Genomic DNA, 14,991 nt, shown 5'->3' on the forward strand with positions numbered 1-14,991 from the left:
GGCGTTGATTTTTGGCACGCTGTTGAGTTCTCAAGGAACGGACGCTTCCTTTGTACTCACCCTTTCGGGCTTTCCTCCGGGCGCTTCCCTTCGGTCTTGCTGTTTTGCGTTTCCGACTCTATCAGACCGTTTCACCGGCCGATTTCCCTCGGTCCCGCTTCGCTTTCCGGCCTTTCGGCTTTCCGGCGAGTCCGACTCTATCAGATCCTTTCGGGCCTGATTCCCAGTCAGCGGGGTTTGTCTTTGCGGCTGTTGGGCCGTTCCGACGTCCCAAACTTTAGCGGATTCCCGGCTCCCGAGCGAATCGGGGGTTCGGAATGGAATTCGGGCATGCCGAATAGAATCCCGGTCGGGAGATCGTGCTGAGGTTGGGTGCCGCTTGAGCGGCGGATATGTCGCCGCAGAACCGTTACGGCCCCGTGGCAACCCGAGGTACCTTACGGATCGCGGAAGGCCGTGTCAACCCTCCCCTCTGTCCGACTTCAGTCGAGGTCGGTGAGGCGGCCGCCGGCGTCCGGCTGGGCGTCCTCCACGCGGCGGAGAAGGCGGGTGAGGACCTCGCCGAGGGTGCTGCGCTCCTTGGCGCTGAGGTCCTGGAGGAGGTCCTCCTCGAAGACCGACGCCAGGCGCATCGCCTCCAGCCACTTCTCTCGCCCCTCCTCGGTCAGCTCGACGATGACGCGGACGCGGTTGTTCTCGTCGCGGTCACGGGTGACCAGACCTTCCTGAACCATGCGGTCGATCCGGTGGGTCATCGCCGCGGGGGTCAGGCCGAGACGCTTCGCGAGGTCTCCCGGGCCCAGTCGGTACGGGGTGCCCGACAGGACGAGGGCCTTGAGGACCTCCCAGTCGGTGTTGCTGATCCCGATCTCCGAGGTGTGACGCCCGTACGCCACGTTCATGCGGCGGTTGAGTCTGCCGAGCGCCGAGACGATCTGCTCGACCTGCGGGTCGAGGGCCTGGAACTCGCGCTGGTACGCGGCGATCTGCTCTTCGAGCGTCGGCTCGGCGGCCGGCGCGCCTGGGGTGTCCGCCATGGCGCGAAGTATGGCACGGGAGTGATTGGCGTTGAAGTCCTTGCGTGTGTACTCTTTAGCTTCTAAGTTTAGCTTCTAAGTCTTCAGTGCTAAGACCCGGACCAGTGGCCGGGCCAGTGAAAGGGCAGGTGAAAGTGACCAGGGCGATGGGCGCCGCGATGCGCCGGATTCAGGTGGGCAGCGCGCTGAGCGCGTTCGGGATCGGCTTCACGGTTCCGTTCCTCTACGTGTACGTGGCGGAGGTCCGAGGTCTCGGCGCCAGTGCGGCGGGCATCGTGCTGGCCGCGTTCGCCATGGCCGCCCTGGTCGTCCTGCCCTTCACCGGTCGTGCCATCGACCGGCGCGGTCCGCTGCCCGTGCTCGTCGCGGCCTCGGTCGTGGCATCCGTGGGCGCGGTCGGCCTCGGGCTCGCGACCATTGAACCGGCCGCCATCGTGGGCGCCGCGGTGCTGGGCGCGGGAACGGCGGTGCTGCAACCGGCGCTCGCCACCATGATCGTGTGGTGCTCCGCCCCGGAGACGCGCACCCGGTCCTTCGCGACGCAGTTCTTCCTGCAGAACCTGGGCCTCGGCATCGGCGGGCTCATCGGCGGCCAGATCGTGGACGAGACCCGGCCGGACAGCTTCCTGCTGCTCTTCTCCATCGAGGCCGTGATGTTCCTGGTGCTCGCCGGGATCGTGCTGACCGTGCGGATGCCGCACGCGCCCACGCTCGGCGAGGCCGTGCCGAAGGGCGAGGGCAAGGGCGGCATGCGCGCACTGCTCGGGCACCGGGCGATGCTCCAGCTGTGCGTGCTCGGGTTCGTGTTGTTCTTCGCCTGCTACGGGCAGTTCGAGTCGGGGCTGAGCGCCTACGGCGTCGAGACCGCCGGGATCTCCGCGTCCACGCTCGGCATCGCGCTCGCCGCCAACACCGCGATGATCGTGGTCGCCCAGTTCGCCGTGCTCAAGCTCGTCGAGCGCCGCAAGCGCTCGCGGGTGATCGCCGCGGTGGGGCTCATCTGGACCGGCGCGTGGCTGGCGGCCGGGTACGCGGGGATCGGGCACGGGAGCCAGGCGATGGCGACCGCCGCGTTCATCTCGACGTACGCGCTGTTCGGTCTCGGTGAGTCGATGCTGTCGCCGACCGTGGCGCCGCTCGTCGCCGATCTCGCTCCGGCCGGCATGGTCGGCTCGTACAACTCGGCCTTCGCTCTGGTGAAGCAGCTCGCGCTGGCGGTCGGGCCCGCGGTGGGCGGGCCGATGGGCGCCGCGCTGCACGGTCCCTACATCGTGACGTTCGTGCTGTTCTCGCTGGCGATCACGGTGCTGGCGCTGCGGCTCGGCAAGCGGCTCACGCCGGTGCAGGACCAGCCGTCGCTGGCCGGCACGCGTGTGGTCATGCGCAGTGCGCCGGAGCCCGCCGCCGCGGAGGCGTAGGCCCTCAGCCCGCGCCTTCCGGCAGCACGAACTCGCACCACACCGCCTTGCCGCCGTCCGGCGTGCGCCGCGAGCCCCAGTTCGAGGCGATCGTGGCGACGATCGCGATGCCACGGCCCGCCTCGTCCGCCGGTTCCGCGCGGCGGCGGCGCGGCAGGTGGTCGTCGCCGTCGGTCACCTCGATGATCAGGCGGCGGTCCGTGCGGCGCAGCCGCAGGCGCATGGGCGGGGTGCCGTGCTGGAGCGAGTTGGCGACGAGTTCGCTGGCCGCGAGGACCCCCAGGTCGTGGAGTTCGTCGGCGAAGCGCCAGCTGGTGAGGACGCCGGACGCGAAGGCACGCGCGCGTGGGGCGGCCTCCACTCCGCCGAGCAGTTCGAGCGCCGCGTTGCGGAAGCGCTCGCCGTCGGTGCCCTTGCGGGCCGGGTGCTGGAGGACCAGGACCGCGACGTCGTCGTCGTGATCGGCCGTGACCCCGGCCGCCCGGATCAGGCGGTCGCAGACGACCTGGGGCGTGCCGGTCGCGCCCGCCAGGGCGTTCTCCAGCGCGGCCACTCCCTCGTCGATGTCCTCGTCGCGCCGCTCCACCAGGCCGTCGGTGTACATGACCGCCGTGGACCCCGCGCCGAGCGGCACCGAGCCCGAGGCGTGCAGCCAGCCGCCGGTGCCGAGCGGCGGGCCCGTGGGCTCGTCGGCGCGGTGGATCGTGCCGTTCTCGTCACGTACGAGGATCGGCAGGTGGCCCGCGGACGCGTAGACGAGGCGGCCCTCGTTCGGGTCGTGGACGGCGTAGACGCAAGTGGCGATCTGATGCGGGTCGATCTCCGTGGCCAGCCCGTCGAGCAGTTGAAGTACCTCGTGCGGGGGCAGGTCCAGGCGCGCGTAGGCGCGGACCGCCGTGCGGAGCTGGCCCATGACCGCCGCCGCCCGGACGCCGCGGCCCATGACGTCGCCGATCACCAGGGCCGTGCGGCCGCCGCCGAGGGTGATCACGTCGTACCAGTCGCCGCCGACCGCCGCCTCGGTGCCGCCCGGCTGGTAGGTGGCCGCGATCCGCAGGTCGTCGGGTTCCTCCAACTCCTGTGGCAGCAGCGAGCGTTGGAGCGTGACCGCCGTTTCGCGCTGTTCGCGTTCGCTGGTGCGCAGGCGCTCGGCGGCCTCCGCGTGGTCGGTGACATCGGCCGCGAAGATCAGCACGCCGGGGCCGTCCGCCGTCTCCAGCGGGGTGCAGGTGACGGTGTACGAGCGGCCGCCCGCGGTCTTGCGGGACTTGACCGTGCGGGGCTTGCCGCTGCGCAGCACCTGGTCGAGGAACGGGAGCAGGCTGAGTTCGTCGAGCTCGGGCAGCTCCTCGCGGGCGGGCTCGCCCGCGGTGCGCTCGCCGAAGGCCGCGACGTAGGCGTCGTTGACGTACGCGACGCGGTGCTCGGGGCCGTGCACCAGGGCGACCAGGGCGGGGATGCGGTCGAGGACCTGGCGTACGGGCAGTTCGTCGACGCCGCCCGCCTCGCCGGGCGCCTTCGCGGACAGGTGTTCGGCGCGGGCGGCGGGGACCGCGCCGTCGGCCCGCTGGGGTCCGCCGTGGTCGGCCCGCGCCGCCGCGCGGCGCTGCGTTCCGGGGAGCCGGGCGCTCCAGCGCGTGAAGTTCACAGGGGAAAAGCCTCGTGGGTTCGAGGGTGGGCGAGGAGCCCGCCCGGGGTCGTGGACCAGTCTGGCCGACCGTACTGACAAACGTCAGACGCCGGTCCGCGGGCGGGAGTTCCGCGCTCCGGTCACCGGTGCTCCGTCAGGGACGTCAACAGCGGGGTCAGGGCGACCCCTTCGGGTTTTCGGGAGGCCCCTGCGGGGTGTCGCGGGTGGGTCCGCCAGATGGGTCCGTAGGAGGGACCGCTCCGGCCGCGAGTTCGAACTCGGCGCGGGGCTGTTCCAGCGAGCCCAGCGAGACGATCTCTCGTTTGAACAGTCCGGAGAGCGTCCATTCGGTCAGGACACGGGCCTTGCGGTTCACGGTGGGCACCCTGCTGAGGTGGTAGACGCGGTGCATGAACCAGGCAGGGTAGCCCTTCAGTTTGCGGCCGTAGACGTGCGCGACACCCTTGTGGAGGCCGAGGGAGGCCACCGAACCCGCGTAGGAGTGCTCGTAGTCGGTGAGCGGTTCGCCGCGCACGGAGGCCGCGATGTTGTCGCCGAGGGTCCTGGCCTGGCGGACCGCGTGCTGGGCGTTGGGCGCGCACTCCTTGCCGGGTGCCGTGACGTCCGGGACCGCGGCGGCGTCGCCCGCTCCCCACGCGTGCGGGGCGCCGTCGACGGCGAGCGTGGCGGTGCACTTGAGGCGCCCGCGTTCGTTCAGCGGCAGGTCCGTGGCGGCGAGCAGCGGACTCGGCTTGACGCCGGCGGTCCACACGACCGTGCGGGTCGGGAAGCGGGAGCCGTCGCTGAGCACCGCTACGCGGTGCTCGCAGGATTCGAGCCGGGTCTCCAGGCGTACGTCGATGTTGCGGCCGCGCAGTTCGCGGATCGTGTACTGGCCCATCTCCGGGCCCACTTCGGGCAGGATCCGGTCGCTCGCCTCCACGAGGATCCACTTCAGGTCCTCGGCCTTGACGTTGTGGTAGTACTTCGCCGCGTACCGGGCCATGTCCTCCAGTTCGCCGAGCGCCTCCACGCCCGCGTACCCGCCTCCTACGAAGACGAAGGTCAGCGCCGCGTCGCGGATCGCCGGGTCGCGCGTGGAGGAGGCGATGTCGAGCTGTTCGATGACGTGGTTGCGCAGGCCGACGGCCTCCTCGACGGTCTTGAACCCGATGCCGAAGTCGGCGAGCCCGGGGACCGGGAGCGTGCGGGAGACCGAGCCGGGGGCCAGGACCAGTTCGTCGTAGGTGAGGGCGGCCGCGCCCGTGCCCTCCTCGTCGCTGGCGAGCGTGGTGTACGTGGCCGTGCGCTTGGCGTGGTCGATGGACTGCGCCTCGCCGACGATCACCTGGCACTGGTCGAGCGCGCGCCGCAGCGGGACGACGACGTGGCGCGGCGAGATCGAGCCGGCGGCGGCCTCCGGCAGGAATGGCTGATAGGTCATGTACGGGTCGGGGGTGATCACGACGATCTCCACGGCACCGCTCTTGAGCTCCGGTTTGAGCTTCTTCTGGAGCCGCAGGGCCGTGTACATCCCGACGTATCCGCCGCCGACTACAAGAATGCGCGCAGGTTCCCTCACCCTCCCATGACGCATCGGGCCCATGCGTTTGTCCACAGTCCCGACCATTTGTATGACGACCAGAAGTGCCCCTTCTGGAACGGCGATCGACCCGCGCGCGCGGGAGCGTCCCAGGTCAGCGTCCGCGGCGGGGCCGCGGACCGGAGCGGAGTGCGGTGCGGCCGTCATGGCGAAATCCCGCACATACTCCTTTCGAGGGGCACCCGGTGCGGAACCTGCCTCTTCTGAATCGCTCCCGGCTCAACTATGTTCGTCTCCTGTCGGGGTGTCTGGGGGGATACGCGGGCGATCGGGAAGGGTCCCGGAAATCGCTGTCTGTTCCTCTGACTCCGACAGACAATGGCGGGGAGTGTCTCCGGGGGGAGACGTCATTACCGGGGGAACACATATGCACATTCAGGACTCTCATTGGACCTCAGCCTCTGCCGTCGCGCCGTCCGGCGCGGCCCCGGGGGCCAACGGGCGGGGAGCGGGCGACAGTTCGCGCTCCACACCGCTGCGTGTGGACGCACAGCGCAATCTCGAGCACGTGCTGCGCGCGGCCAGGGAAGTCTTCGGCGAGCTGGGGTACGGGGCCCCCATGGAGGACGTGGCGCGCCGCGCCCGCGTCGGGGTGGGCACGGTGTACCGGCGCTTCCCCAGCAAGGACGTACTGGTGCGGCGGATCGCCGAGGAGGAGACCGCCAGGCTGACCGACCAGGCGCGCACGGCGCTCGGTCAGGAGGACGAGCCGTGGTCGGCGCTCTCGCGCTTCCTGCGGACCTCGGTCGCCTCTGGGGCGGGCCGGCTGCTGCCCCCGCAGGTGCTGCGGGTCGGGGTCGCCGACTCCGAGGAGGGCGTGCGCGGTGAGCCGCGCGTTCCCGAGCAGCGGGCCGCGACACCGGAGCTGCGGCTCGTCGAGCAGCCGCCGGTCGGCGGCGAGGGGCTGCCCGCGGACGACGCGGGCGCCGCGACGCTCCTCGATGTCGTGGGCCGGCTCGTGGACCGCGCCCGGGAGGCCGGTGAGCTGCGCGTGGACGTGACCGTGTCGGACGTGCTGCTGGTCATCGCGACGGCGGCCCCGTCGCTGCCGGACGCCGCGCAGCAGGAGGCGGCCTCGGCCCGGCTGCTCGACATCCTGCTGGAGGGGCTGCGCTCGCGGCCTGCGTGAGCGCTCGGATCCTCACCGCACCGAGGGAGTGACCGCGAGTCGACGACACCGTCACTCGCGGTCAACTCTTGTTGTGGGCATGGTGGTTGAGGCTTCCCAGAACGGGTGATCCTTAGGGATCTCGCACGCGAAATCTCCACGGATGAGTGGTTGCAGTGCAGCAACCACTTCGGGCACCGGTGCGTGTGGCACTCTTTCCCGGTGATCGGGTCAGAGTGGGCGGTCGGGGGCATTCCGCAATGAGCGTTGACGGGCGGGACGAGCAGCGGCCCGAGGGCGGCGGGACAAGTGCCGAGAGCCCGCCCTCGCGGCAGGTACCGAGCCAGGGCGGTCCGGGGCGCACGTCCGCCGAGCAGCCGGACGTGCAGAGGTCCGTGCCGCCGCAGCGCGAGAGCGGCTCCAGCGGCGTCGAGGGTGAGACACCGGCTCCGTCCTCCGACGCCGACCTGATCGGCCGGATGCGCGCGGGCGACGACGGCGCCTACGAAGAGCTGTACCGCCGCCACTCCGCGGCCGTGCGTCGCTATGCCCGCACCTGCTGCCGCGACGGGCACACCGCCGACGACCTCACGGCCGAGGTCTTCGCCCGCACCCTCCAGGCCGTCCGGAGCGGCAGCGGCCCCGAGCACGCGGTGCGCGCCTATCTGCTGACCACGGTGCGCCGCGTCGCGGCGGGCTGGACGAAGTCGGCGAAGCGCGAGCACCTCGTCGACGACTTCGCCGTGTTCGCCACGCAGGACGCCCGCTCGCTGGAGGCCAGCGACGACGACACGCTCGACCTGGGCGCCGACGTCCGCGCGATGCACGAGGCCGAGCAGTCGATGGCCATGCAGGCCTTCCGCTCGCTGCCGGAGCGCTGGCAGGCCGTGCTGTGGCACACGGAGGTCGAGGAGGAGTCGCCCAGCGAGGTCGCCACGCTCTTCGGACTCGACGCCAACGGCACGCGCGTGCTCGCCAAGCGCGCCCGCGAGGGCCTGAAGGAGGCCTACCTCCAGGCGCATGTGTCGACCACGCTCACCCAGTCCGAGGAGTGCGCCCGCTACGCGGACCGGCTCGGCGCCTATGCGCGCGGCAGCCTGCGCACCCGGGCGGAGCGCGGCCTGCGCAAGCACATGGAGGAGTGCGCCAAGTGCCGCCTCGCGGCCGGCCAGATCAAGGAAGTCGCGAGCGGCATCCCCGGTGTCGTCCCGATCGCGGTCATCGGCTGGTTCGGCGCCGCCGGGTACGCGAAGGCCGCGGCGTTCATCGGCGGTGGCGCCGCGAGCGCGGCGGGCGCGGCCGGCGCCGGTGCGGCCGCGGCGACGGGCGGCGGCTCCACGAGCGGTGGCGCCGCCGGTGGAGCGGCCTCCGAGGGACTCGGGGCACCCGCGAAGGCGGGGATCGCGGCCGGTGTGGTGGCCGCGGGTACCGCCGTCGCGCTGGCGATGGCGCTCACCGGCGGCGACCCGAAGCCGAAGCCGGAGGCGCACGAGAAGGCGCCGCCGCCCGCCTCGCAGCCGATCGAGCCGAAGAAGCCGAAGCCCGAACCGAAGCCGCCGAAGCCGCAGCCCGAGCCGCCGGCCCCCAAGCCGACGCCGCCCCCGCCGAAGCCCTCCTCCAAGCCGACCCCGAAGCCCACGCCGACGCCTCCGAAGCCGAAGCCGCCGGCCCCCAAGCCGACGCCGCCCCCGCCGAAGCCGCCGGCTCCCAAGCCGCCGCCCGCCCCGGCCGTCTACCCGGTGAACGAGCTGCGGTACGACACCCTCGGGGACGGTTCCCAGCCGGAGATCCGTCTCGGTGAGAGCAGCTGGGTGTGGCAGCGCTACGGCATGTCGATCGGCGGCAAGCAGTACGCGAAGGGGGTCACGGTGCACTCCGAGTCCTCCGTCACCATCGACCTCAACCGCAGCTGCACGGCGTACGACGCCCTTGCCGGTGTCGACGACATGACGCTCGGTCTCGGCGCCGTCCGGTTCTCCGTCTACGTCGACGGGGCGCGGGCCTGGAGTTCGTCCGTGGTCAAGGGCCGCGAGGCCGCGGTGCCGGTCCATGTGAACGTGTCGGGGGCGAAGACGATCCGGCTCGTGACCGAACCGAACAGCCCGGCCGACTCGGTGGCGCTCGCCGACTGGGCGGAGTCCCGCTTCACCTGCACGTGATCAGCGGGCGTCAGCAACCCGTAGTTGCCAGTTCCGCCAGGAGTCGCTCGTGCGTGAGTGCGGCGCCCGCCGCGCGCTCGGCCTCGTACCGCGCGTCGCCGAGTTCGGCCCGCGCGCGGGACTCCGCGCCCTCGTACTCCTCGCGCTCCGGCATCGACCTCGGCAGGCCGGCGCGCATCACGTCGGCGGCCGCGAACAGGCGCACGGCGCGCGCCACGTCGCCCGCGCGCGCGTGCAGTTCGGCTCCGACGTCGACGAGGCCCGCGGTCACCGACTCGGCCGTCTGTCCCAGGACCTCGTCGCGCAGCAGGCGGACCACCTTCTCCAGACCGGCCCCGGGCCCCGACTCGGCCGCTGTGACGCGCGCGTCGACCATGCCGAGCGCCGCGACGAACTGCGGTGGCGGCGTGCCGCGCTCGGCGACCGCGCGCGAGGCGTCGCAGTGCTCGCGCGCGCGGGCCACATCGCCTTCCGACAGGGCGAGGTAGGCCCGCAGCAGCCGGGCGAAGGCGGCGCTGTCCACCACCCCGTACCGCTCCGCCTCGTCGGTCGCCATGTCGAGCGTCTTCTGCGCGGTGTCCCGGTCGCCCGCGCGGAAGGCGATCTCCGCGAGGCGCGCCATGAGGAACGGCGACTCGGCGTACGCCCCCACTTCGTAGGCGAGCAGCAGCGCCTCCTCGTACTCGCCCTTGGCCTCCTCGTACTCGCCCTTGGCCTCCTCGAACCGGCCGCGCCCCATCGCGGCCTCGCCCGCCGCGCTGCACACCTGGGCCCGCATCCAGCGGTCGCCCACCCTGCGGCTCAGGTCCCGCAGCTCAGCGAGATCTTCGTCGACGCCGCTCATGTTGCCGGGCATGTCGACCGCCATGTGGGCGCGGAACATCAGGGTGACGCCGAGCTCCCACTCGCCGCCGAAGCGACGGCAGTTGGTGACGGCGGCGTCCAGATCGGCCCGCACGTCGCGGCCGTCGAGGAGGAACAGCGTGAACGGCCAGACGATGCCGGGGAAGCGGGCGCCCTGTGGATTGGGCGGCGCGAAGACGGACTGCACGCGCAGCGCGTACGCGCGCTGCTCCCCACCCGCGACCGCGCTGTGCGGGTGGATCTCGGAGAGCATGAACAGGGAGAGCAGCCGCAGGTTCATCTGCGGCCAGTACATCGGGTCCTTGGTGTCCTCGGGGAGCACACCGTCCGGCAGCATGCGCATGATGCGCTCGACCCAGTTCGAGCCCTCGTGGCGGTAGTTGCGCAGCCACCAGAACCAGCCCATGTGCAGCGCCAGGGCGATCGCCGACTCCAGATCGGTGGGGCCCGGCCCGGACATGACGCGGGTCAGCGCCGCGCGGATGTTGTCCAGCTCCGTCTCCAGGCGCTGGATCCACGGGAGTTGCTCGGCGGAGCGCAGCTTGGGGTCGGCCGCCTCGACCAGCGCGCGCATGTGCGCGGTGTGCCGCCGCTCGGCCTCCGCCAGGAGCTCGGGTGCCTGAGCGGCGCGCTCCGTGGCGTACTCGTGGATGGTCTCCAGCATCCGGTAGCGCATGCCCGCGGCGCGCTGCTCCTGGTACGGCGCGGCGACGAGCAGGGACTTGTCCAGGAGGGAGCCGATGACGTCGGCGACCTCGCCACTGGAGCACACGGCCTCCGCCGCCTCCAGGTCCCAGCCGCCGGCGAAGACCGAGAGCTGGCGCAGGGTGTCGCGCTCCCGCTCGTCGAGCAGGTCCCAGGACCAGTCGACGACCGCGCGGAGGGTCTGCTGGCGGGGCAGCACGGTGCGGCTGCCGCCGGTCAGCAGGCGGAAGCGGTCGTCGAGCCGGTCCGCGATCTGGCGGGGCGTGAGCAGTCTGAGGCGGGCCGCGGCCAGCTCGATGGCGAGTGGCAGCCCGTCGAGGCGGCGGCAGATCTCGGCGATGGCGGCCTGGTCCTGGCTGGGGTCGAAGCCGGGGCGGACCGCGGCGGCCCGTTCGGCGAACAGGCGGTGGGCGGGGTCCGGGGGCAGCGGCTCGACGGGGCGCACGGACTCCCCCGGGACACCGAGGGGTTCGCGGCTGGTGGCGAGGATCGTGAGGCCGGGGCAGCGCGTCAGGAGGGTCTCGGCGAGCTGGGCCGCCGCTCCGATGACGTGTTCGCAGTTGTCAAGGATCAGGAGCAGGCTGCGGTGGGCGCAGTGCTCGACGAGGAGGCGAGTGGGGTCTCCCCTGCTCGAACCCTGTTGAGAGCTTGAGGAAGGATCGGTCTGGGCGCTCGACAACTCGTTCGTGATCAGGACCGTCTCGCGCAGGTCCAGTGCGCTGACCACCGCGCCGGGGACCGCCCCCGGATCGTCGAGCGGCGCCAGCTCGACCAGCCAGGCGTTCGGCAGCGGCGCGGCTGCCTCCTCCGCCAGGCGGGTCTTGCCGGAGCCGCCCGGGCCCGTGAGCGTGACCAGGCGTGCTCCTCGCAAGTGGGAACGGATGGCGGCGAGTTCGGGTTCCCGACCGACGAAGGAGTTCAGCCGGGGCCGGAGATTTCCGGTTCGGGGCGGAGGGAATTTAAGCCCCTGCGGCGATTGAGCAGCGGGGCCCGGGGCGGAGCCCCGAGACGTCAACCCCGAGTGGGCGCCCGGGGCCGGGGCGTTCAGCAACTCCGCGTGCAAAACGGAGAGTTCCGGCCCCGGGTCCGCCCCCAATCCGTCCGCCAGCACACGACGCGCCTCCTCATAAGCGGCCAGCGCATCCGCCCCACGCCCCGCATCACGCAGCGCGCGGATCAGCAGGGCGTGCAGCGGCTCGTCGTACGGCTGCGCGGCCGTGAGTTCACGCAGTTCGGGTACGAGATCCACGGCGCGGCCGAGGCGCAGGTCCGCCTCCACGCGCGCGCGGACGGCGTCCTGGCGGCGGGCCTCGTGGCGGGTGGCGGCCGTGTGGTCGGGGAGGTCGACGAGGGCCGGGCCGCGCCACAGGGCGAGCGCGTCCCGCAGCGCCCGGGCGGCGGTCTCCGGGGCGTCGGCGGCGAGGGCCGCGGCGCCCTCGCGGGCCAGGCGCTCGAAGACGTACAGGTCGATGTCGGGGCGGGCCGCGGCGAGGCGGTAGCCGCCGGTCTCGGAGGCGACCGACTCCTTGCCGAGTGTGCGGCGGAGCCGGCCGACGAGGGCCTGCAGGGCGGCCGGGGCGTCGGCGGGCGGGTCGTCGGTCCAGACGTCGTCGATGAGCGCGTCGGTGGGGGCGGTGTGCGGGGCGTGCAGGGCCAGGGACGTGAGCAGGGCGCGCAGCCGCGGGCCGCCCACGGGCACGGGTGTGCCCTCGTCGTCGTATGCCTGTGTGGTGCCCAGGATCTTGTACTGCACTGAGGCATTGTCGCCGCTGCGCGGCCCGAGGTCCCGGTCTTTTCCCCGGCGCGGCCGCCCGTGAACCGATGCCACGCGCGGCCGGCGGGCCGCTACCTCGGTCCCGCGCCCAGTGCGCGCTCGGGGACGACGCTCCCCGTCGGCACGGCACGCGCGCGTGCGGGGGTGCCGGTCCAGCAGGTGCCGCGGCGGGCGAGGAGGCGGCGCAGCCACAGTTCGAGGGCGACCAGGTCCGCCAGGCCGTCGAGCGGCAGGGGTTCGCCCTCGGCCGCCGAGCGCAGGGCCCTGCGGACCACGCGGGCCTCGATCAGGCCGGTCTGCGCGAGCAGTGGCGTGTCGAAGAGGCCGATCAGCTGGTCGGCGGCGAGGCGGAGTCCGGCGCGGGTCGCGGCGGAGGACGAGGTGTGGGAGGGGGCGCCCCAGCCGGGCGGCAGTTCGCTGACACCCGCGCCTTCGAGGACGCGGCGCAGGATCTCGGCGCGGGCCCCCGGCTGGACGCGCAGCGCCTCGGGCAGGGCGCGGCAGGCGCGGACGACCTGGTTGTCGAGGAAGGGGGCGTGCAGGCGCTGGAAGCGGACCTCGGCGGCCTGTTCGAGGATGCGCAGGTCCGCCGCGTGCCGGGCGAGGCCCGCGCGGGCGCGGAACTCGCCGGGGCGCTGGCCCGGTCCGGGCCCCGGGCGGGTCTTGCCGTCATGGAGGCGAACCGATACTTCAGCGAGCGCCTCCCCGGTCAGCCAGCGCGCGGCGGGCCCCGGTCTGGCCCACGCGAGGGCGGCGAGCGAGGCCCCGACGGCGCCGCCCGGCTCCTCGAAACTGCGCTGCAGGAGCCGCCCTGCGAGCCCTTCGAGGCCCGCCTTGTAGGGCGTACGTGCGAGCTTTCTGGCTGCACCGTAGACGCGCGCCGGCACCGCGAGGGAGCCGTCCGCCTTGGTGAGCGCCGCGACGGGGCGCAGCATGTGGCGGCGCTGGCGGTCCATCAGCAGGTCGGCGAGGCGTGCCGGGTGGGCGTCCAGGACCTGCCGGGCCCCGTAGCCGGTGAAGTGGTCGGCGCTGCCGGAGACGAGGCGTGCGCGGTGCCGGGCGGCCGTGATGAGGGACGGGCTCGGCTCGTCGGTGAGCGGTCCGTCCAGGTCGGCGTACGGGAGCGCCTCTTCGCCTGCCGCCACCACTACGTGGTGCAGGCGCGGGTTCGCGGCGAGCGCCCCGGCTCTCTCGAGTTCCGCCTCGTGCTGGTCCGCGCGCGACGAGCGGTCGTTGAAGGTGACCGCCAGGAGGCGCTCGCCCGCGCCGGTGCCGTGTCCGAGGACCGTGCCGGGCATGCCGGGCAGGCCCGCCGCGAGCAGGGCGAGGGTGCCGGACGCCGGTCCGCCGGAGACGTCGGCGCCGATGCCGGGCACCGGCATGCCGCGGGCGGCCCGCCGCTCGGCGGGGCCCATGCCGGGCACGGGGCCGGGGTCCAGGTCGGTGCCGGGCACGTGCCGGGGCGCCGCGAGCCGGGTCCGTACCGCCTCGACGAGGGCGTCCCGCACGTCGTCCACGGCGCGTTCCGGGTCGACGGCGCCGACGCCCACGGCGAGCGAGGCCACGGGCTCGTAGCCGGCGATCTCGCGGGAACCGGTGCGCAGGATCAGCGCGTGGCCCGGCGGGATGCGGTGCACGCCCTGGTACGGCGTCGAGTCGTGCAGCGCCTCCGGGACGTCGGGCGCGGCGAGGAGCGCGGCCAAGTGCCCCACGTCCAGGTTGGCTTCGATGAGGTCGGCGAGCGGGAGCGCCGCCGTCGCGTACGCGGTGCCGCCCGCCCAAGGGGTGTGGAACACGGGGCGCGCGCCCGCCAGATCGCCCACCACCGTGACACGGCGGCCCACTTGGACGACGGCGGTGTAACTGCCGGGCCAGGCCGTGAGGTGGCGCAGGGCGCCGCCGCGCGCGGCGAACAGGCCCACCCGTAGCTGCTCGTCGGACGCCCCGCAGACACCGAGGACCGCGATCCGCGTCTGGTCGTCGGCCCGCACGATGCGCACTTCGTCGGCGCGCCAGTCGCCGACCGCCCACAGCGGATCCGGGTCACCCCACAGGAGTTGGGAGCCGACCGGATGTACCGTTTCGCCCTCCGTCCCCGTGGCACCCGCGGAACCGGGGACAACGGGCCCGGAGGCGGCACTGCTCCACCCCACCAACCAGCGCATCGCCGCCTCCACAGGCTGTGGACAACACAAGGGGTCCCCATGCTGCCACGAAGGCGCCCCCGAAGAGGGGACACGACGCAGGGAAGGAGCGGCCGGGACATGGCGTACGCTCCCCCTAATGCGCCCCATTTGAGCCGTGGTTGAACCGTGGTACGACCCGGGCGAGTCCGGATGACAGGGGCGAGATTCGGCCAAATCGGCCGTGGTTGGCCGGAGCTGAACACCCCGCTTCGGCCACAGCGCGCAACGCACAGTCCGGGAGGCGCAGTTCGCCTCCCGGACCGGTCCGCCGCCCGCGGGGATGTAGGCGGCGGTGTCCCCCAGCCCACTGGATCCAGTACAGCGGGCCGACCCACGCAGGTCCCATGCAACCGCCGGCCCGCCGTCCGGGTAAGAGCGCACGCACGGGCGCACGGCACCACGCCCGGAGCACACGGTCACACGGCGTGGCCTGCGCCGTACTTCAGTACGGACAACAATCCCGCCATCCGGAATGCCGACCCTTAACGCTTGGGATGCGGCGAACTA

At 72.9% G+C, this 14,991-nt stretch carries 8 protein-coding genes; 3 read left to right on the forward strand and 5 right to left on the reverse strand.

What is annotated here, in order from left to right; translation table 11 throughout:
• Positions 1–482: 482 nt before the first annotated feature.
• The gene (locus ACIA8D_RS04200) at positions 483–1,037 is read right to left on the reverse strand and encodes a MarR family winged helix-turn-helix transcriptional regulator (RefSeq protein ID WP_399228549.1); all 555 of its coding nucleotides are present in this window, start codon (positions 1,035–1,037) and stop codon (positions 483–485) included.
• A gap of 146 nt (positions 1,038–1,183) precedes the next feature.
• Between ACIA8D_RS04200 and ACIA8D_RS04205 the strand changes: the two genes are divergently transcribed.
• Entirely contained in the window at positions 1,184–2,455 is a 1,272-nt protein-coding gene (locus ACIA8D_RS04205) for an MFS transporter (protein WP_399229072.1), read from the forward strand.
• A gap of 4 nt (positions 2,456–2,459) precedes the next feature.
• On the opposite strand, the gene ACIA8D_RS04210 is transcribed toward ACIA8D_RS04205, so the two are convergent.
• Positions 2,460–4,103, reverse strand: a complete 1,644-nt coding sequence (locus ACIA8D_RS04210; RefSeq protein WP_399228551.1) for a SpoIIE family protein phosphatase — start codon at positions 4,101–4,103, stop codon at positions 2,460–2,462.
• Positions 4,104–4,260: 157 nt separating this feature from the next.
• The gene (locus ACIA8D_RS04215) at positions 4,261–5,682 is read right to left on the reverse strand and encodes an NAD(P)/FAD-dependent oxidoreductase (RefSeq protein ID WP_399229074.1); all 1,422 of its coding nucleotides are present in this window, start codon (positions 5,680–5,682) and stop codon (positions 4,261–4,263) included.
• A 373-nt stretch (positions 5,683–6,055) separates the two neighbouring features.
• Between ACIA8D_RS04215 and ACIA8D_RS04220 the strand changes: the two genes are divergently transcribed.
• Positions 6,056–6,817, forward strand: coding sequence for a TetR/AcrR family transcriptional regulator (locus tag ACIA8D_RS04220; protein ID WP_399228552.1), 762 nt, complete (start codon positions 6,056–6,058; stop codon positions 6,815–6,817).
• Between the two features lie 239 nt (positions 6,818–7,056).
• Complete coding sequence (locus ACIA8D_RS04225) at positions 7,057–8,955, forward strand: sigma-70 family RNA polymerase sigma factor (RefSeq protein ID WP_399228553.1); 1,899 nt, start codon at positions 7,057–7,059, stop codon at positions 8,953–8,955.
• 10 nt (positions 8,956–8,965) lie between these two features.
• Here the strand turns inward: ACIA8D_RS04225 and ACIA8D_RS04230 are convergent, their stop codons facing one another.
• Positions 8,966–12,277 carry an AfsR/SARP family transcriptional regulator gene (locus ACIA8D_RS04230; RefSeq protein WP_399228554.1) on the reverse strand — a complete coding sequence of 1,104 codons (3,312 nt, stop codon included), beginning with the start codon at positions 12,275–12,277 and terminating at the stop codon, positions 8,966–8,968.
• 92 nt (positions 12,278–12,369) lie between these two features.
• Complete coding sequence (locus ACIA8D_RS04235) at positions 12,370–14,463, reverse strand: asparagine synthase-related protein (RefSeq protein WP_399228556.1); 2,094 nt, start codon at positions 14,461–14,463, stop codon at positions 12,370–12,372.
• Positions 14,464–14,991: the final 528 nt, after the last annotated feature.

It is taken from the genome of Streptomyces sp. NPDC051684 (assembly GCF_044453445.1).
Lineage (GTDB): Bacteria > Actinomycetota > Actinomycetes > Streptomycetales > Streptomycetaceae > Streptomyces.